This is a genomic window from Buttiauxella cochleicola, assembly GCF_021283185.1.
GTDB classification, from domain to species: domain Bacteria; phylum Pseudomonadota; class Gammaproteobacteria; order Enterobacterales; family Enterobacteriaceae; genus Buttiauxella; species Buttiauxella massiliensis.
Genome location: NZ_JAJSOS010000011.1, coordinates 98,605 through 118,123, shown reverse-complemented (window position 1 = coordinate 118,123; position 19,519 = coordinate 98,605). Strand labels below are relative to the sequence as shown.

Here is a 19,519-nt window from a genome sequence, read left to right as displayed (position 1 = left end):
CTGCAAAATGATGAGGAAGTACGATGATCGCTGAATTTGAAACACGCATTCTGGCGCTAATTGATGAAATGGTTGAGACGGCCAGTGATGATGAACTGTTTGCCAGCGGTTATCTGCGTGGCCATCTGACTCTGGCGGTAGCTGATCTGGAGCATGGTGAAGACCACAGCCCTGAAGCGCTTAATACTGCGGTATCAGGTAGCCTGGAAAAAGCGATTCAGGCAGGCGAACTGTCGCCACGCGACCAGTCTTTAGTGCTGAGTATGTGGGACAATTTGTACCAGAAGGCTAAGTTCTAAGTCATTTGCCCTCTCCTTTGGGAGAGGGCTTAATCTCAAATCTATTTAACTTCTCTTCCTTTCAGTAACTTCCGCACCCAAAATCGATTTGGATTGAGCGCCGCAAGCGTTTCAGTATCCATCGGAACCGGTTCATCGCTCATTTGAGCCGCCAGAATTTCTGCCGCCAGTGGCGCACTGCATAATCCCCTTGAACCCAGAGCCGCCAACATAAAAAGATTCTCATAAACCGGAGCGGTTTCGGCGTTGTCATGGTTTTCAACAAGTGTTGCGTAGGTTTCAAGCGTGTCATCGTAGCGAGGGACACTTCCTACAAGCGGCATATGGTCGCGCGTCGCACAGCGCACGCCACAGCGTGCTTCAGTGGCGCTAACATCCACTTCGCACGGCCAGTCCACATCCGGCAAACAGTTCAGTAAACGCTGGCGATTATGCTGCTGATCTTCTTCGTTGTACTGCATCTCTTCTACGCCACGGTGGTAGCTGGCACCGATACAATGCTGCTGATTGTTCGGATTTTGCGGCGTTAAATAGCCGTCGTAGCACAACACCTGGCGCAATTCTGAAAGTGCCGGGGTCGTTGGGATGTGGCTGACCTGGCCGCCTACCGCTGAGAACGGCAGTTTTTCAGTTTGCGCGAATTTACTGACCCTGAAGCCGTTTGCCAGCACTACAGCCGCATGTTGTTTTGCATCCTGTTCGGCTAACGATAATTGCCATCCATCACATGTTTGAGTCAGTTCCTCAACCTGATGTTGATAATGGGTTTTTAGCCCCAGGGTTTCTGCCAGCGCCAGCGCACCGGCTGTCAGTTGTGCCGGGCATAACCAACCACCAAGAGGGTAGGTTGCTCCACCATGGCCGGTTTCTAAGCCGCAAAGTTTTGTCGCCGTTTCTGCATCGACGGCATGAACGAGGGCATCGGGAAATTTGAGGCTCAGCATCTGGTCGATTTTATGCTGACTTTTTTCGTCCCAGCCCAGTTGTGTGACCCCGCACCAGGCATGATCAAACTCGACGGGCAGTGAGTCGTACACGCGACGAGCAAAAGTAAATGCAGCACTAAAAAAGTTTGTCAGCGTGGCGCTGTGAGTGTTTAGCAGCGGGTAAAGCGCGCCCTGGCGGTTGCCGGAAGCACCGTGTGCCGGAGCGTCATCTTCGCAATACAGCGTCACTTGCCAGCCACGGCGCAATAAAGCGAGTGACAGTAGGGCGCTGGCAATGCCGCCGCCCACAATCGCGACTTCTTTTCCTTGCGCGGCAGGGCGCGCATACCACGGCGTGCGTGCTGGCGATTCAATTGCACGTTCCATTACGCCAACCAGCATTTCGCGTTTGCGGCCAAAGCCCTTGGTTTTGGTCATCGAGAAACCAGCATCAATTAAGCCACGGCGTACAAACCCGGCGCAGGTAAATGTCGCCAGTGTGCTTCCCGTGCGTGCCAATTTCGCCATCGCATTGAACAACTGTGGTGTCCACATATCCGGATTTTTTGATGGTGCGAAACCGTCAAGGAACCAGGCATCTACCTGATTATTTAAAGTGTCATCTAATTGCGGTATCAGTTCGTTGATATCACCGAACCAAAGGTCGAGAGTAATGCGGCCTTCCGCCAACAAAATACGGTGGCAGCCTGCGATTGGCAGCGGCCATTGTTGCTGTAATTGCTGCGCGAACTCGGCAAGTTCAGGCCAATGGGCATGAGCGGCATGTAAATCTTTTACGGTCAGCGGGAATTTTTCAAAACTAATAAAGTGCAGACGTTTGAGGGTGGCTTGAGGCTGATTTTTGCAAAAATCTTCAAAAGCTTGCCATAAAGTCAAAAAGTTAAGACCGGTGCCGAAACCACTTTCACCGACTACAAACAGCGAACGCTCATGGGTAGCAAAACGCTCATTTAGACGGTTTCCTCCCAGAAATACATAACGAGTTTCCTCCAGTCCATTATCATTAGAGAAGTACACGTCGTCGAACTCTCGGGATACAGGTGTACCCTCTTCATTAAAGTCCAGGTTGGCAGATTGTATTGGGGAGTGTTTCACGTAAGTTACTCGTCTGGCAGGCAGTGTAACGATCATAACGATGTGTGCGAAGCGGCGCAAATTTCAGACTGATTTGGCTGATCGGACTTGTTCGGCGTACAAGTGTACGCTATTGTGCCTGTCGAAATCCTAATAGTGCAGTAGAAGAGGTATTGAATGAAACGTGCAGTGATTACTGGTCTGGGCATTGTTTCCAGCATCGGTAACAACCAGCAGGAAGTCCTGGCATCTCTGCGTGAAGGTCGCCCGGGGATCACTTTCTCTCAAGAATTCAAAGATTCTGGAATGCGCAGCCACGTGTGGGGTAACGTTAAACTGGACACCACCGGCCTGATTGACCGTAAAGTCGTCCGTTTCATGAACGATGCCTCTGTCTATGCTTACCTTTCAATGCAGCAAGCTATTGAAGATGCTGGTTTGAAAGAAGAAGTTTATCAAAGCAACCCTCGTGTGGGCCTGATTGCAGGTTCCGGTGGTTCTTCTAAATCTCAGGTGTTCGGTGCAGACGCAATGCGTAGTCCGCGCGGCCTGAAAGCGGTTGGTCCTTATGTTGTGACCAAAGCGATGGGTTCTGCGGTATCCGCATGTCTCGCGACTCCGTTCAAAATTCACGGTGTGAACTACTCAATCAGCTCCGCATGTGCGACTTCTGCGCACTGTATCGGTAATGCTGTTGAGCAAATTCAACTGGGCAAACAGGACATCGTATTTGCTGGCGGCGGCGAAGAGCTGTGCTGGGAAATGGCCTGTGAGTTCGATGCAATGGGCGCACTGTCTACCAAATATAACGAAACGCCAGACAAAGCATCCCGTACCTATGATGCGAGCCGTGACGGTTTCGTTATCGCAGGCGGCGGCGGTATGGTTGTGGTTGAAGAACTGGAGCACGCTCTGGCTCGTGGTGCACACATCTACGCTGAAATCGTTGGCTACGGCGCGACGTCTGATGGCGCGGATATGGTTGCTCCATCTGGTGAAGGTGCGGTGCGTTGCATGAAGATGGCAATGCACGGTGTTGATACCCCGATTGACTACCTGAACACCCACGGGACTTCTACGCCGGTTGGCGATGTGAAAGAACTGGGCGCAATCAAAGAAGTCTTCGGTAACAACTCGCCAGCAATGTCTGCGACCAAAGCGATGACCGGTCACTCTCTGGGTGCCGCAGGCGTTCAGGAAGCTATCTACTCTCTGCTGATGCTGGAGCACGGTTTCATCGCGCCAAGCATCAACATTGAACAGCTCGATGAGCAGGCTGCTGGCCTGAACATCGTGACTGAAACTACCGAGCGTCAACTGAACACTGTTATGTCTAACAGCTTCGGTTTCGGTGGTACGAATGCCACGCTGGTTATGCGTAAAGTTAACGCTTAATCCCAGGTGATGTTAATAAGCGGGGTGCCTTGTGCACCCCGTTTTTTTTTGCATAATGGCTGCTGCCAAGGAGCCGTGAGATGTCCTCAATAAAAAATTCTCAGCTAAACAACAAATCCGAAAATAAGTCCTTATTCAGCATTACCTTCGCGGTGTTTCTCACCTATATGACGGTAGGCTTGCCGTTGCCTGTTATCCCGCTTTTTGTTCACCATGAGCTTGGGTTTGGCAACACCATGGTCGGGATTGCCGTAGGCATTCAGTTCCTGGCAACGGTTTTAACCCGCGGTTATGCCGGGCGTCTGGCCGACCAGCAAGGAGCGAAGCGTTCGACGTTACAGGGGATGTGCGCATGTGCATTTGCTGGCGTCGCTTATCTGCTGGCGGCGCTATTGCCCGTAGATGCGATGGCGAAATTCGGCTTGTTGATAGTGGGGCGCTTGATTCTCGGTTTTGGTGAAAGCCAGTTGCTGACCGGAAACCTTACCTGGGGTTTGGGTCTGGTTGGCCCGGCTCGTTCCGGTAAAGTGATGTCCTGGACCGGTATGGCGATTTATGGCGCATTGGCGGCGGGTGCACCTATTGGCCTGCTGTTAAACAGCCATTGGGGATTTGTGGCGCTGGGTGTTTCGACTATCGCCTTGCCACTGGTAGCACTGGCGTTTAATGGTCGAATTCGTGCCGTGCCTGCGCATAAAGGCGATCGTCCTTCACTGTTCGCCGTGATAGGCCTCATCTGGAAACCAGGTCTTGGGCTGGCATTACAGGGCGTCGGTTTTGCCGTGATCGGCACTTTTGTCTCACTTTACTTTGCATCGAACGGCTGGGCCTGGGCAGGCTTTACGCTGACCGCTTTTGGTGGCGCTTTTGTGCTGATGCGTGTGCTGTTTGGCTGGATGCCAGACAGATTTGGTGGTGTGAGAGTGGCACTGGTCTCGTTGGCGATTGAAACCGCCGGGTTGGTTTTACTCTGGCAGGCACCGGGAGCAGGCGTTGCGCTAATCGGTGCTGCGTTGACGGGTTGTGGCTGCTCGTTAATCTTCCCGGCCCTGGGTGTTGAAGTGGTGAAACGTGTACCGGCTCAGGTACGCGGTACGGCGCTTGGTGGCTATGCGGCGTTTCAGGATATCTCGTACGGTGTCGCAGGGCCATTGACCGGATTGTTGGCAACCTCGATGGGTTATCCGTCAGTGTTTTTAGCTGGAGCAATTTCTGCGGTAGTCGGGATTGTGGTTACACTCATCGCCTTTCGCAAGTAACTATAGCCACCCAAGGCTGGGTGGCTAACGTTTAAATCACTATCCAGAACAAAACCATCACCACAATCAGTGCGATAAGTGCCAGGCCTGGGCGGGCACTTATTACCTTCATCGGTTCAATAAATGGCGCCCAAATTGGGCTGGCGATCGGCTGAATGTTATGCACTTCTAGCGCTGATGGCTGGCGTTCGGCGCGTTTTAAAAACACCTGATTCAAAATATCCTGCACCTGCGCGGCGGTCAGTAACGTTTGCGGTGTAGCCTGAAAACGTTGCTGCGTATAGTCCGTTATCTCTTTCCATTCAGCGGGTTCGAGCGGCTGCTTCAAAGCCGCCTGAATGGTGTGCAATGTCGGCGTGTTTTGCTGGCTTAATGTCTGGCGTGCTTGTAACCAGGTAGTCAGCAGCGCGAAATGTTTGGCCGGGATCAGCTCGCCCGTTTTCACACCGCTTAACTCAAGCATTGACTGCCAGATTAACTTACTGGACTCGCCCGTTGCGGCAGCGAGTTTAGCGACTTGTTTATTTAATGAATTGTGTTCAGCGGGCAATAGCGGGCGATCTGTCGCCGGGCGTTGCTGTGGCTGCGGGATAGCCAACTGGTTATTTTGCAATAACGTCAGTACGCTTTTTAATTGTTCTGGCGTGAGCTGGCTAAGGGCTGTCTGCCCAAACTGTTGGCGAATGTAATCACTCACCGCCTGGCGATTATTGCCCTGCGATAGCAATTCGCTAAGCTGTTGTACAACCTGACGTGTGGCATGGGTTGTTTGAGCATTACTGAGACGCTGATTCAGATTTTGTTCAGCCGCGGGGAAGTGACGCGATAACAATGGCGTTTCACCTTTTAGCCCGAGGTCATGTTTTAATCCCGCCCACACTTCGGCACTTTGTTGCTGGTTAAGCGCAACAATACGTGTAATCAAACGTTCCAGAACGGTACGTTGCTGTGTAGAAAGCGGAAACTCACCTGCCGCTGAAGTTGGGGAGGGTGGTTCCCCCGGAGGACGTGCTGTCGCCCCCTGAATGGGTTGCATAGGCTTAAATCCTTTGTCATTCCCTGGCTCAAGTATGCCAGGACGCCAGATTATGGCACACTATCGGGCTTATTCTCGACGATTAACCGAACAGGTAGCTAACGTGAAAATCCTCGTTGACGAAAACATGCCCTATGCACGTGAATTGTTTAGTCGCTTAGGCGACGTAACCGCCGTCCCAGGCCGCCCAATTCCCGTATCCGAACTGGCTGATGCCGATGCGTTAATGGTGCGTTCAGTCACCAAAGTGAATGCTGATTTACTCGATAACAAAGGGATAAAGTTTGTCGGTACGGCAACGGCTGGCACTGACCATGTTGACGAAAACTACCTTGAGCACGCGGGTATCGCATTTTCGGCCGCTCCCGGTTGTAACGCCATTGCCGTAGTTGAATATGTCTTCTCCTCACTGCTAATGCTTGCCGAACGCGACGGTTTCCAGCTTACCGACCGAACCGTGGGTATTGTTGGTGTCGGTAATGTCGGCTCGCGTTTGCAGGCGCGTCTCGAAGCTTTTGGCGTTCGTACGCTGCTTTGCGATCCACCTCGTGCCGACCGCGGTGATAAAGGCGATTTTGTTTCACTAGAACAACTGGTGCATGAAGCCGATGTGCTGACGTTCCACACGCCGCTGTTTAAAGACGGTGCGTATAAATCGCTGCATCTGGCCGATGAAAAACTGATCTCAAGCCTCAAAGCCGGTTCGATTCTGATTAACGCCTGCCGTGGCCCGGTCGTCGATAACGCCGCCTTGCTGAAATGCCTCGAGAACGGGCAGGATCTCAGCGTGGTGCTGGACGTCTGGGAGCCGGAGCCGGAACTCAATGTATCTTTGCTCGAGAAAGTTGATATTGGTACCGCCCACATTGCGGGCTACACGCTCGAAGGTAAAGCGCGTGGCACCACGCAAGTGTTTGAAGCATTTAGCGAGTTTATTGGTCAGAAACAACAAGTGGCTTTAGACACCCTGCTTCCTGCCCCAGAATTTGGTCGTATTACCCTTCATGGCCCGCTTGATCAGGCAACACTCAAAAGACTGGTTCATCTGGTGTATGATGTGCGCCGCGATGATGCTCCGCTGCGTAAAGTGGCGGGAATTCCTGGTGAGTTTGACAAGTTGCGCAAAAATTATCAGGAACGCCGTGAATGGTCATCGCTATATATCCAGTGTGATGATGAAGCGGCAGCGACAATGCTGCAAAAGCTAGGCTTTAGCGCCACCTATCACACTGCGCGTTAAACAATCCTTCTCATTTCCCCGGCGTTACACCGGGGAAATACTGCTATTTAAGTCTGGAGTAAACCAACATGTCTGAAGGCTGGAATATTGCCGTTTTAGGTGCCACGGGTGCCGTAGGCGCAGCTGTGATTGAACTGCTTGCCGAACGCCAGTTCCCGGTTGGTGAATTGTATGCCCTGGCGCGCAATGAAAGCGCCGGTGAAAATATCCGTTACGAAGGCAAAACCGTGATGGTTCAGGATGCTGAATCATTTGACTGGACTCAGGTTCAATTGGCGTTCTTCGTTGCGGGTGTTGAAGCCTCTGCGCGTTACGTTGAAGAAGCCACGAATGCCGGTTGCCTGGTTATCGACTCTAGCGGCCTGTTCGCCATGGAACACGATGTCCCGCTGGTAGTACCTGACGTGAATCCTTTTGTGCTGGGTGAATACCGCAATCGCAATCTGGTGGCCGTGGCTGATAGCCTGACCAGCCAACTCCTGACAGCCCTGAAACCGCTTATCGAACAAGGCGGTTTATCACGTATTCAGGTGACGAATTTGTTGGCCGCTTCTGGCCGTGGCAAAAGTGCCGTCGATGCATTAGCCGGGCAGAGCGCCCGCTTGCTGAACGGTTTGCCTATTGAAGATGCGGATCTGTTTGGTCGCCAGCTGGCATTCAACATGCTGCCGCTGGTGCCGGATGCAGAAGGCAGCGTTCCGGTAGAACGCCGCTTAGTGAACGAAGTGCGTAAAGTGTTGCAGGATGAAGGCGTGATCATTTCGGCCAGCTTCGTCCAGGCCCCGGTGTTTTACGGCCACGCGCAAATGGTGAACTTTGAAGCCATGCGCCCGCTTGCCTCTGAAGAAGCGCGTGACGCGTATATCCAGTTTGAAGATATCGAACTTTCTGAAGAGGGCGATTTCCCTACTCAGGTTTCCGATGCTTCCGGCAGCTCGCACCTTTCCATTGGCTGTATCCACAACGATTACGGTATGCCTGAGCAGATTCAATTCTGGTCTGTTGCCGATAACGTTCGTTTCGGTGGTGCATTGATGGCGGTGAAAACGGCTGAGAAATTAGTGCAGGAGTATATGTACTAATGTCCGACGAGTTGCACCAAACACCACTCAACAAGATTGCACTCGGCATTGAATACGACGGCAGCAAATATTATGGCTGGCAGCGCCAGAATGAAGTGCGCAGCGTGCAAGAGAAGCTTGAAAAAGCGCTCTCTAAAGTGGCTGATGAGCCAATAAATGTATTCTGCGCCGGACGTACCGACGCTGGCGTACACGCCACCGGCCAGGTGGTGCACTTTGAAACGCGTGTGCAGCGTAAAGATGCGGCATGGACGCTTGGTGCAAATGCGAATTTACCTGGTGACATTGCGGTGCGTTGGGTTAAAGCTGTGCCCGATGATTTTCACGCGCGCTTCAGCGCCACGGCGCGCCGTTATCGTTATGTCATCTATAACGAGCGGCTACGTCCTGCAGTGATGGGGCAGGGGGTGACGCATTTTTATCATCTGCTGGATGCTGAACGTATGCACCGTGCAGCGCAATGTTTGCTGGGTGAGAACGATTTTACGTCGTTCCGTGCCGTGCAATGCCAGTCGCGCACACCCTGGCGCAATCTGATGCACATCAACGTCACACGTTATGGTTCATACGTGGTGGTGGATATCAAAGCCAATGCGTTTGTGCATCACATGGTGCGAAACATTGTCGGCAGCCTGATGGAAATTGGTTGTGGCAATCAAGAAGAGAACTGGATGGCCGAATTGCTGGCGGCGAAAGATCGTAAGCTTGCAGCGGCGACCGGAAAAGCAGAAGGCTTGTACTTAGTTTCTGTTGATTACCCTGACCACTTTGCATTACCTAAACCCCCGATGGGGCCTCTTTTTTTGGCAGACTGACGCCAGTCGAGAAAGGTAGATAACGATGGAATTTATCCGCTTTATTATTGATTTTATTTTGCACATTGATGTGCACTTAGCGGAGTTGGTTGCACAGTATGGTGTCTGGGTTTATGCCATTCTGTTTTTGATTCTGTTTTGCGAGACAGGTCTGGTGGTGACGCCATTCCTTCCCGGTGATTCGCTGCTGTTTGTTGCCGGAGCGCTGGCCGCCTTGCCGACCAACGATCTGAACGTTCATACCATGGTGATTTTAATGATCATCGCGGCTATTGTTGGAGATGCGGTGAACTACACTATTGGGCGGCTGTTTGGTGAAAAGCTGTTCAGCAACCCGAATTCAAAAATCTTCCGCCGCAGTTATCTTGATAAAACACACGCTTTTTACGAGCGTCATGGTGGAAAAACGATTATCCTCGCGCGCTTCGTACCGATTGTGCGAACTTTTGCACCGTTTGTCGCCGGGATGGGGCATATGTCCTATCGCCATTTTGCGATGTATAACGTTGCCGGTGCGTTGCTGTGGGTATTGTTATTCACCTACGCAGGCTACCTGTTCGGCGATTTGCCAATTGTGCAGGAAAACCTGAAATTACTGATTGTGGCGATTATCGTGTTGTCGGTCCTGCCTGGTGTGGTTGAAATTATTCGCCACAAACGCGCGGCCAAACGCCTGCAAAAGTAACCCCATCGCGCGGTTCGACCACTTTTTTATCCAAAGTCGCGGGCCGTTATGTTTTAATGAGCACCATTTATGGTCTGGGGCAGCTAGTTCTGCCACAGAAAAACTGGCATCGACCAGGTTCAAGCAGAAAGGTCATCAATGAGCTGGATTGAACGAATTCTCAATAAGAGCAATATCACCCCTACCCGTAAGGCGAGTATCCCTGAAGGGGTGTGGACGAAGTGCGACAGCTGTGGCCAGGTTTTGTACCGTGCCGAACTGGAACGCAATCTCGAAGTCTGCCCAAAATGCGATCACCACATGCGTATGTCTGCGCGCGATCGCTTGCACAGCCTGTTAGATGAAGGCTCGATGTTTGAATTGGGTAGTGAACTTGAGCCAAAAGATATCCTCAAGTTTAAAGACTCTAAAAAATATAAAGACCGTCTGGCATCAGCCCAGAAAGAAACCGGCGAGAAAGACGCGCTGGTGGTCATGAAAGGCACGCTCTATAACATGCCAGTTGTGGCGGTGGCGTTTGAGTTTGCTTTCATGGGCGGTTCTATGGGTTCTGTTGTCGGCGCGCGTTTTGTTCGTGCCGTAGAACAAGCTCTGGAAGATAACTGCCCGATGATCTGCTTCTCTGCTTCCGGTGGCGCACGTATGCAAGAAGCGCTGATGTCGCTGATGCAGATGGCGAAAACCAGTGCAGCGTTGGCCAAAATGCAGGAACGCGGTCTGCCGTATATTTCGGTTCTGACTGACCCGACTATGGGTGGCGTTTCCGCAAGCTTCGCGATGCTGGGCGATCTGAACATTGCTGAACCAAAAGCACTGATCGGCTTTGCTGGCCCTCGTGTTATCGAGCAGACCGTTCGCGAAAAACTGCCGCCGGGCTTCCAGCGCAGTGAGTTCCTGATCGAAAAAGGGGCGATCGACATGATCGTCCGCCGTCCAGAAATGCGCCTCAAACTGGCAAGCGTTCTGGCAAAGCTGACCAATCAGCCCGCGCCAAATCCGGAAGCGCCGCGCGAACCGATTGTGGTTCCGGCAGCACCGGAAGAAGGTCACGAGGCCTGATAGTTAATAAGGGCAGGCCAAATAGGTTCTGCCCTTTTTCTTGAACCGTAGACAGAGCGGGCATCATGGAAAAAATTCAAACTCCTCAAGCCACGTCGCCTCTGGCCACGTGGCTTTGTTATCTGGAAAACCTCCATTCTAAAACCATCGAGCTTGGCCTTGATCGCGTAAAAAAAGTTGCCGCAACGCTCGATGTGTTGAAACCTGCGCCGACGGTATTTACCGTGGCGGGAACCAATGGCAAAGGCACCACTTGTCGCACCCTGGAAAAGGTGTTGATGGCGGCGGGATATCGTGTTGGTGTCTACAGCTCACCGCATCTGGTGCGTTACAACGAGCGCGTGCGCGTGCAAAGTGAAGAGCTGGACGAGGCGTACCACACGGCGGCCTTTGCACAAATTGAAGCCATGCGTGGCGAAACATCACTGACCTATTTTGAGTACAGCACGTTGTCAGCGCTATTGTTGTTTAAGCAACTGGCAGTGGACGTGGTGATTCTTGAAGTCGGCCTGGGTGGTCGCCTGGATGCGACCAATATTGTCGATGCCGATGTAGCTGTCGTCACCAGTATCGCGCTGGACCACACCGACTGGCTGGGGCCAGACCGCGAAAGCATTGGGCGTGAAAAAGCCGGGGTCTTCCGTGGTGGTAAACCTGCTGTGGTGGGCGAGCCAGATATGCCACACACTATTGCTGATGTGGCGGCGGAAAAGGGCGCTCATCTGCTGCGCCGTGATGTTGACTGGTCTTATGAGGTTGGTGAGAACAGCTGGATCTTTAAAGATGCTCAGGGTGAACTCAACGGCTTACCGTTGCCACTGGTCCCGCAGCCGAATGCCGCAACCGCGCTGGCCGCATTGCGTGCAAGCCAGTTAAATGTCAGTAATGAAGCTATTATTCAAGGGATTAAAGAGGCGACGTTACCGGGCCGTTTCCAGATTATTTCGCAGGCACCGTTGGTTATTCTCGATGTGGCGCATAACCCCCACGCGGCGGCCTATCTTGCCGGGCGCCTGGCACAGCTACCAAAGCGTGGGCGCGTGCTGGCGGTAATTGGTATGCTGCACGACAAAGACATCGCCGGTACGCTGGCAAATTTGTCGCCTCAAGTTGATAGCTGGTATTGTGCTCCGTTGGAAGGGCCGCGAGGTGCGAGTGCTGAACAGTTGATTGAGCATCTGGGCCAGGGTGAAGTCTACGGTACAGTGGCGCAAGCCTGGAATGCTGCGATGAGTGCAGCAACAGGGGATGATACCGTGCTGGTGTGTGGTTCATTTCATACAGTAGCCCACGTAATGGAAGCGCTGGACGCGGAGAAAACAGGTGGCGAGTAAGTTTCAAAATCGATTAGTAGGGACCATCATTTTGGTCGCACTGGGGGTCATTATCCTGCCAGGGCTACTCGATGGTCAGAAAAAACATTATCAGGATGAATTTGCAGCCATTCCTCTGGTTCCAAAACCTGGGGATACCGCTGAGCCGGATATGTTGCCTGTTGCAACTCAGGCACTCCCTTCTCAGCCACCTGAAGGTGCCGCCGAAGAGGTGAGAGCGGGTACGGCAGCAGCACCAGGATTAGATATCGCCTCACTGCCGAGTGATGGTGGTGCGGGTATTGATGAAGTTCCGGTCGCCCGTGCTCAACCAAAACCGCAACCTGTCGTTGAGAAACCGAAACCTAAGCAGGTCGAAAAACCGCAGAGTAGGGCTGAGATTGATCAAACGGCAGAACGTCTGGCGATGATGAACGAAGAACCACCTGCGCCTGAAAAACCTGTGAAGCAAGAAGCGACCGAACAAGCGCCAACCGGCAAAGCTTACGTCGTGCAACTAGGTGCATTAAAGAATGCCGACAAAGTAAATGAAATTGTTGGTAAACTACGCGGCGCTGGGTTCCGTGCTTACACGTCACCGTCTACACCAGTGCAGGGGAAAGTTACCCGTATTTTGGTGGGGCCGGACGCTTCGAAAGACAAACTTAAGTCGTCTTTGGGCGAGCTGAATTCGCTTTCCGGGCTGAACGGTGTGGTGATGACTTACACGGCCAGGTAAACCCGCAGAGGCGGGATTTAGGGCAGATTTTTAATGGCGTTGAGCATTTTTTCAACGCCATTATTTATTTACGCGAGGGAAGGAAATCCCTACGCAAACGTTTTCTTTTTCTGTTAGAATGCGCCCCGAACTGGACGTCAGGGCGATTTGTCGTGGGATTTGTTCATGGTTTGGATAGATTACGCCATTATTGCGGTCATCGGCTTTTCGGCTCTGATTAGTGTTATTCGTGGGTTTGTGCGTGAAGCGTTATCGCTGGTGACCTGGGGCTGTGCTTTCTTTGTCGCCAGTCATTACTACACTTACCTGTCAGTCTGGTTCACAGGCTTTGAAGACGAACTGGTACGTAATGGAATAGCTATCGCGATTCTATTTATCGCGACACTCATTGTCGGTGCGATAGTCAATTATGTGATTAGCGCGCTGGTTGAGAAAACCGGCCTGTCGGGTACAGACAGGGTGTTGGGGATCTGTTTCGGTGCTTTACGTGGAGCATTGATCGTCGCCGCCATTCTGTTCTTTCTTGATACGTTTACTGGTTTTTCGAAGAGTGACGACTGGCAAAAGTCGCAGCTTATCCCGCAATTCAGTTTCATCATCAGATGGTTCTTTGACTATCTGCAAAGCTCGTCAAGTTTCTTGCCTCGGCCTTAGGGCGGGGGTTATGGCTTAGAGTCTGATTTTTCTGGCTATTTTATTTTCAAATAACGCCAGAAAAACAGACTCACGATGAGGAAAAGACAACATGTGCGGTATTGTCGGTATCGCCGGTTTCATGCCGGTAAACCAGTCTATCTATGATGCGTTAACGGTGCTTCAGCATCGTGGACAAGATGCCGCAGGCATCGTCACCATTGATGCTTTAAACTGTTTTCGTCTACGCAAAGCTAATGGACTGGTGAGTGATGTATTTGGTGCCATTCACATGCAACGCTTACAAGGAAACATGGGCATTGGTCATGTGCGATACCCTACAGCGGGTAGTTCCAGCGCTTCTGAAGCCCAGCCTTTCTATGTGAACTCTCCGTACGGCATTACCCTTGCACACAACGGTAACCTGACTAACGCCCACGAACTGCGCCAGAAGCTGTTCGAAGAAAAGCGTCGTCACATTAACACCACTTCCGATTCTGAAATCCTGCTGAATATTTTCGCCAGTGAGCTGGATAACTTCCGCAACTATCCGCTGGAAGCAGACAATATTTTTGCCGCTATCGCTGCAACTAACCGTCAGATTCGTGGCGCTTACGCATGTGTGGCAATGATTATCGGCCACGGTATGGTTGCGTTCCGCGATCCAAACGGCATCCGCCCACTCGTAATGGGCAAGCGTGATTTGAACGATGGTCGCACTGAATATATGGTGGCTTCCGAGAGCGTTGCGCTTGATACCCTGGGCTTCGAATTCCTGCGTGATATCGCACCAGGTGAAGCGGTGTATATCACCGAAAAAGGTCAACTGTTTACCCGTCAGTGTGCCGACAACCCAACAAGCAACCCTTGCTTGTTCGAATATGTCTACTTTGCACGCCCGGACTCTTTCATCGACAAAATTTCCGTTTACAGCGCACGCGTTGAGATGGGCAAAAAACTCGGTGAGAAAATTGCCCGCGAGTGGGAAGATCTGGATATCGATGTGGTTATCCCGATTCCAGAAACATCCTGCGATATCGCGTTGGAAATCGCCCGTATTCTCGACAAGCCATATCGCCAGGGCTTCGTGAAGAACCGCTACGTTGGCCGTACCTTTATCATGCCGGGCCAGCAGCTGCGTCGTAAATCTGTACGCCGTAAACTCAACGCCAACCGCGCTGAGTTCCGCGATAAGAACGTTTTGCTGGTGGATGACTCTATCGTTCGTGGCACCACTTCTGAGCAGATTATCGAGATGGCGCGTGAAGCCGGTGCGAAGAAAGTTTACCTCGCGTCAGCGGCACCAGAGATTCGCTTCCCGAACGTATACGGCATTGATATGCCAAGCGCTAACGAACTGATTGCTCACGGCCGTGAAGTTGACGAGATCCGTCAGCTGATTGGTGCCGATGGTCTGATTTTCCAGGATCTGAACGATCTGATTGAGGCTGTACGCGTTGAGAATCCGGATATCACGCAGTTTGAATGCTCGGTGTTCAACGGTATTTACGTGACCAAAGATGTGGATCACGAATATCTTGAGTATCTTGAGTCCTTGCGTAATGACGATTCACAAGCGATTGCCCGTCAGAACGAAGTGGAAAACTTAGAGATGCATAACGAGGGTTAAAGCCATCCTCACCGTAACCCTCTCCCAGAAGGAGAGGGTTACCATTTCTTGCATCCCTGCCCATCTTGCGGCAAAGTCAGCCCAGATAAACTCCTCGGGCGAACTAAAATATGAAACGGTTAATTGTTGGGATTTCAGGTGCCAGTGGTGCAATCTACGGTGTGCGACTACTTCAGGTTCTGCAACAATTACCCGATATCGAAACTCATCTCATTCTGAGTAACGCAGCTCGCCAGACCCTTGCCTTAGAAACCGATATTTCCCTGCGCGAAGTTCAGGCTCTGGCTGATGTGGTTCACGACGCCCGTGATATCGCCGCCAGCCTCTCTTCAGGCTCTTTTAAGACGCACGGCATGGTGATATTGCCTTGTTCAATTAAAACCCTTTCTGGCATTGTCCACAGCTATACCGATGGCCTGCTGACGCGTGCGGCAGATGTAGTGCTAAAAGAGCGTCGTCCGCTAGTGCTTTGCGTGCGCGAAACGCCGCTGCATCTTGGCCATTTGCGTTTAATGACCCAGGCCGCCGAACTAGGTGCGGTGATTATGCCGCCAATGCCGGCGTTTTATCATCGTCCGCAAAGCGTGCAGGACATTATCGACCAGACGGTCAACCGGGTACTCGATCAGTTTGATATTGAGCTACCACAGGACTTATTCACCCGCTGGAACGGGGCATAAATATTGCGCCAGTGTGGTGCATCACAAAACGCTTCGCCTCAAATTGGGGCGATTTTGTAACCCCGATCACTTCCAGAACATTTATCCGCTATTTTCCACCGTTAATGCTTTTCCCTCATACCAGACCTGCTATCTTTCATTCTCGTGACAGAGTTGTAACTTTTATTTAACACAAAACCGCGCACTTTCTTTCACGCAAGAAAAAGTGGCATGGGAACTGCAACTCTGGTCTGCAACACAAAACAAACACAACACGACGTTACACATAATAAGATCAGCCACCTGAGGGTTATGTATGAAAAAGCAAGTTCTCGCTCTGTCATTACTGCTTGGCCTGAGTGCCACCGCAAGCGTCTTCGCAGCCATTCCGCAGAGCATTCGTCTTGGTACGGACACCACATATGCACCGTTCTCATCTAAAGACGCGAAAGGGGATTTTGTTGGTTTCGATATCGATCTCGGCAATGAGCTGTGTAAACGCATCAATACTAAATGTACGTGGGTAGGAAGCGACTTTGATGCGCTGATCCCATCGCTAAAAGCGAAGAAAATCGACGGTATCATCTCCTCGCTTTCCATTACTGAAAAACGCCAGAAAGAGATTGCCTTCTCAGACAAACTTTATGCTGCTGATTCACGCCTGATTGCTGTTAAAGGCTCTCCGGTTCAGCCAACTCTTGATTCACTCAAAGGCAAGCACATCGGTGTGTTGCAAGGCTCTACCCAAGAAGCATATGCCAACGCTGAATGGCGTAGCAAAGGTATCGATGTGGTGCCTTACGCTAACCAGGATCTGATCTATTCTGACCTGGCTGCTGGCCGCCTTGATGCGGCATTCCAGGATGAAACCGCTGCAAGCGAAGGCTTCCTGAAATTGCCTGCGGGTAAAGGCTATCAGTTTGCTGGCCCATCTGTGAAAAACAAACAGTACTTTGGTGACGGCACCGGTATTGGCTTGCGCAAAGACGACGTAGAGCTGAAAGCTGCCTTCGATAAAGCGCTGGCAGAAATGCGTAAAGACGGTACTTACGACAAATTTGCTAAAAAGTACTTCGATTTTAATGTTTACGGTGAATAACCTCATCCCGTAGTCTGTAGCCCGGTTATGGCTTTCATGGCCGGGCTGAATAGAATTGCAATCTAACCTGATTCTACTTGCACTCCGTTAGTGCAAATTATTGCTGATGCACCAAAATGGTGTTTTACTTGCATCCTGTTGGTGCGACATGCTTTTCAAGTGAAAGTGCTCCTGAAACAGGGCGCGCCATCCGCTTGAAAAAACACTATATTGGTATGCATAAATTGGCATGAAACATGCAATTTTATCCGGTTAAAAAGCAATCGCGCAAAATATACGGTCTACTCGAGGATAATTATGAACAAGCAGATCATCGCTCTTTCTTTGGTACTGGCATTTTCCAGTGTTTCCACAGCTTTCGCCGCAATTCCTAAAAATGTACGTATTGGTACTGACCCAACTTACGCACCGTTTGAGTCGAAAAACGCTCAAGGGGAACTAGTCGGTTTTGATATCGATTTGGCAAAAGAACTCTGCAAACGCATCGAAACTAATTGTACCTTCGTGGAAAACCCACTGGATGCGTTGATCCCCTCGTTGAAAGCGAAAAAAATCGACGCGATTATGTCGTCGCTTTCTATTACTGAAAAACGCCAGCAAGAAATTGCCTTCACCGACAAACTGTACGCTGCAGACTCGCGTTTAGTGGTCGCGAAAGGTTCGCCGATTCAACCCACTCTTCAGTCTCTGAAAGGTAAGCGTGTCGGTGTGCTGCAAGGCACTACGCAAGAAACCTACGGTAATGAGCACTGGGCACCGAAAGGCATCGAAATTGTCTCTTACCAAGGCCAGGACTCTATTTACGCTGACCTGACGGCAGGCCGTATTGACGCCGCGTTCCAGGACGAAGTGGCTGCGAGCGAAGGCTTCCTGAAACAACCTGTTGGCGCAAATTACCAGTTCGGTGGGCCATCAGTTAAAGACGACAAACTGTTTGGTGTTGGCACCGGTATGGGTCTGCGTAAAGACGATACCGAGTTACGCGAAGCACTGAACAAAGCATTTGCTGAAATGCGCAAAGACGGAACTTACGAGAAGTTAGCGAAGAAATACTTCGACTTCGATGTTTACGGTGGTTAACAGTCACCAGTGGTTCAACCTGCCCGCTGCGGGCAGGTTAGGTTTGTGCAAACACTGACGACAGGATACGCACCATGTTGTACGGTTTTTCAGAAGTCATTTTTAAAGGGGCTGTCGTCACGCTGGAACTGGCGCTAAGCTCCGTTATCCTCGCCGTTATTATTGGCCTGGCGGGAGCTGGTGCTAAGTTATCCAAAAATCGCCCGTTAGCCATGCTGTTCGAAGGTTACACCACGCTGATTCGTGGCGTGCCCGATCTGGTACTGATGCTGCTGATTTTCTATGGCCTGCAAATGGCGCTCAATGTGTTAACCGACTCGCTTGGCGTTGCTCAGTTTGATATCGACCCAATGGTTGCCGGTATCATTACGCTTGGTTTTATCTACGGTGCCTATTTTACCGAAACGTTCCGCGGTGCTTTTATGGCTGTTCCGAGAGGGCACATTGAAGCGGCAACCGCCTTTGGTTTTACCGGTTCGCAAACTTTCCGCCGCATTCTCTTCCCAGCCATGATGCGCTACGCGCTACCAGGCATTGGGAACAACTGGCAGGTTATTTTAAAAGCCACCGCGCTGGTCTCGTTGTTGGGTCTGGAAGATGTGGTGAAAGCGACTCAGCTTGCCGGGAAAAGCACCTGGCAGCCATTCTACTTTGCGATTGTCGCCGGGATCATTTACCTGTTCTTTACCACGGTATCGAATGGTGTACTGCTCTGGCTTGAACGCCGTTACTCGGTTGGCGTGAAGAGGGCTGAGCTATGATGGATATTTTCCACGAATACTGGAAGGCGCTGCTGTGGACTGATGGCTATCGGTTTACCGGGGTTGCCATTACGCTGTGGTTGCTGATTTCATCGGTGGTGATGGGCGGGATTCTGGCATTGTTTTTGGCCATCGGCCGCGTATCCAGCAACAAATTTATTGCGTTCCCTATCTGGCTGTTTACCTACATTTTCCGTGGCACACCGCTGTATGTGCAGTTGCTGGTGTTTTACTCCGGCATGTATACGCTGGAAGTGGTGAAAGGCACGGTATTGCTCAATGAGTTTTTCCGCAGTGGCCTGAACTGTACGGTCCTCGCGCTGACGCTCAATACGTGTGCGTACACCACCGAAATCTTTGCCGGGGCTATCCGTGCTGTACCGCATGGTGAAATTGAAGCCGGGCGCGCATATGGTTTCTCGCCATTCAAAATGTATCGCTGCATTATTCTGCCTTCAGCGCTGCGTATCGCACTGCCTGCGTACAGCAACGAAGTGATTTTGATGCTGCACTCCACCGCACTGGCGTTTACCGCCACGGTGCCGGATCTCCTGAAGATCGCCCGCGATATCAACTCCGCAACTTACCAGCCGTTTACCGCTTTTGGGATTGCTGCGGTTCTGTACCTGTGCATTTCTTATGTGCTGATTAGATTGTTCCGCAAGGCGGAGCAACGCTGGTTGCAGCATATTAAACCAAGCTCAACACATTGAG

At 51.4% G+C, this 19,519-nt stretch carries 19 protein-coding genes; 17 read left to right on the top strand and 2 right to left on the bottom strand.

The genetic code is table 11. From position 1 onward, the window contains the following. Positions 1-23: 23 nt before the first annotated feature. A complete protein-coding gene (locus LVQ76_RS17240; protein ID WP_064512761.1) occupies positions 24-299 on the top strand; it encodes a YfcL family protein in 276 nt (91 codons plus the stop codon). A gap of 41 nt (positions 300-340) precedes the next feature. Here LVQ76_RS17240 and mnmC read toward each other — a convergent pair whose 3' ends face one another. Next, a complete protein-coding gene (gene mnmC / locus LVQ76_RS17235) occupies positions 341-2,341 on the bottom strand; it encodes a bifunctional tRNA (5-methylaminomethyl-2-thiouridine)(34)-methyltransferase MnmC2/FAD-dependent 5-carboxymethylaminomethyl-2-thiouridine(34) oxidoreductase MnmC1 (RefSeq protein WP_232922112.1) in 2,001 nt (666 codons plus the stop codon). Positions 2,342-2,497: 156 nt separating this feature from the next. On the opposite strand from mnmC, the gene fabB reads away from it, so the two are divergent. Together fabB and LVQ76_RS17225 are read left to right on the top strand one after the other, a co-directional pair. Further along, positions 2,498-3,715, top strand: coding sequence for a beta-ketoacyl-ACP synthase I (gene fabB, locus LVQ76_RS17230; protein WP_151995290.1), 1,218 nt, complete (start codon positions 2,498-2,500; stop codon positions 3,713-3,715). An 80-nt stretch (positions 3,716-3,795) separates the two neighbouring features. After that, positions 3,796-4,974, top strand: a complete 1,179-nt coding sequence (locus LVQ76_RS17225) for an MFS transporter (RefSeq protein ID WP_232865950.1) — start codon at positions 3,796-3,798, stop codon at positions 4,972-4,974. Positions 4,975-5,005: 31 nt separating this feature from the next. Here LVQ76_RS17225 and flk read toward each other — a convergent pair whose 3' ends face one another. Continuing rightward, complete coding sequence (gene flk, locus LVQ76_RS17220) at positions 5,006-6,010, bottom strand: flagella biosynthesis regulator Flk (protein ID WP_232922111.1); 1,005 nt, start codon at positions 6,008-6,010, stop codon at positions 5,006-5,008. A 103-nt stretch (positions 6,011-6,113) separates the two neighbouring features. On the opposite strand from flk, the gene pdxB reads away from it, so the two are divergent. The 14 genes from pdxB to LVQ76_RS17150 all read left to right on the top strand — a co-directional run bounded on the left by pdxB (position 6,114) and on the right by LVQ76_RS17150 (position 19,518). Continuing rightward, a complete protein-coding gene (gene pdxB, locus LVQ76_RS17215) occupies positions 6,114-7,250 on the top strand; it encodes a 4-phosphoerythronate dehydrogenase PdxB (RefSeq protein ID WP_232865972.1) in 1,137 nt (378 codons plus the stop codon). A gap of 68 nt (positions 7,251-7,318) precedes the next feature. Continuing rightward, the gene (locus LVQ76_RS17210; RefSeq protein ID WP_232922110.1) at positions 7,319-8,332 is read left to right on the top strand and encodes an aspartate-semialdehyde dehydrogenase; all 1,014 of its coding nucleotides are present in this window, start codon (positions 7,319-7,321) and stop codon (positions 8,330-8,332) included. Beyond that, positions 8,332-9,147 (top strand): tRNA pseudouridine(38-40) synthase TruA, encoded by an 816-nt coding sequence (gene truA, locus LVQ76_RS17205; protein ID WP_232865953.1) that lies wholly within the window; start codon positions 8,332-8,334, stop codon positions 9,145-9,147. The genes LVQ76_RS17210 and truA overlap by 1 nt, the downstream gene beginning before the upstream one ends. Before the next feature lie 25 nt (positions 9,148-9,172). Continuing rightward, entirely contained in the window at positions 9,173-9,832 is a 660-nt protein-coding gene (locus tag LVQ76_RS17200) for a DedA family protein (protein ID WP_034458864.1), read from the top strand. Positions 9,833-9,970: 138 nt separating this feature from the next. Next, positions 9,971-10,891 (top strand): acetyl-CoA carboxylase, carboxyltransferase subunit beta, encoded by a 921-nt coding sequence (accD, locus tag LVQ76_RS17195; RefSeq protein WP_064512747.1) that lies wholly within the window; start codon positions 9,971-9,973, stop codon positions 10,889-10,891. A 65-nt stretch (positions 10,892-10,956) separates the two neighbouring features. Continuing rightward, entirely contained in the window at positions 10,957-12,225 is a 1,269-nt protein-coding gene (gene folC, locus LVQ76_RS17190; protein WP_232922109.1) for a bifunctional tetrahydrofolate synthase/dihydrofolate synthase, read from the top strand. Then, positions 12,215-12,943, top strand: coding sequence for a cell division protein DedD (gene dedD / locus LVQ76_RS17185; protein ID WP_232922108.1), 729 nt, complete (start codon positions 12,215-12,217; stop codon positions 12,941-12,943). Before folC ends, dedD begins: the two co-directional genes overlap by 11 nt. Positions 12,944-13,108: 165 nt before the next feature. Next, positions 13,109-13,597, top strand: coding sequence for a colicin V production protein (cvpA, locus tag LVQ76_RS17180; protein WP_034458856.1), 489 nt, complete (start codon positions 13,109-13,111; stop codon positions 13,595-13,597). A 91-nt stretch (positions 13,598-13,688) separates the two neighbouring features. Next, a complete protein-coding gene (gene purF / locus LVQ76_RS17175) occupies positions 13,689-15,206 on the top strand; it encodes an amidophosphoribosyltransferase (protein WP_064512741.1) in 1,518 nt (505 codons plus the stop codon). Between the two features lie 110 nt (positions 15,207-15,316). Next, positions 15,317-15,886, top strand: coding sequence for a UbiX family flavin prenyltransferase (locus tag LVQ76_RS17170; RefSeq protein WP_034458851.1), 570 nt, complete (start codon positions 15,317-15,319; stop codon positions 15,884-15,886). Positions 15,887-16,181: 295 nt separating this feature from the next. Beyond that, entirely contained in the window at positions 16,182-16,964 is a 783-nt protein-coding gene (gene argT / locus LVQ76_RS17165) for a lysine/arginine/ornithine ABC transporter substrate-binding protein ArgT (RefSeq protein ID WP_232865955.1), read from the top strand. Positions 16,965-17,261: 297 nt separating this feature from the next. After that, positions 17,262-18,044 (top strand): histidine ABC transporter substrate-binding protein HisJ, encoded by a 783-nt coding sequence (gene hisJ / locus LVQ76_RS17160; protein WP_034458847.1) that lies wholly within the window; start codon positions 17,262-17,264, stop codon positions 18,042-18,044. A 74-nt stretch (positions 18,045-18,118) separates the two neighbouring features. Next, positions 18,119-18,805 carry a histidine ABC transporter permease HisQ gene (locus LVQ76_RS17155; RefSeq protein WP_134185133.1) on the top strand — a complete coding sequence of 229 codons (687 nt, stop codon included), beginning with the start codon at positions 18,119-18,121 and terminating at the stop codon, positions 18,803-18,805. Continuing rightward, a complete protein-coding gene (locus tag LVQ76_RS17150; RefSeq protein ID WP_151995300.1) occupies positions 18,802-19,518 on the top strand; it encodes an ABC transporter permease in 717 nt (238 codons plus the stop codon). Before LVQ76_RS17155 ends, LVQ76_RS17150 begins: the two co-directional genes overlap by 4 nt. Position 19,519 lies beyond the last annotated feature (1 nt).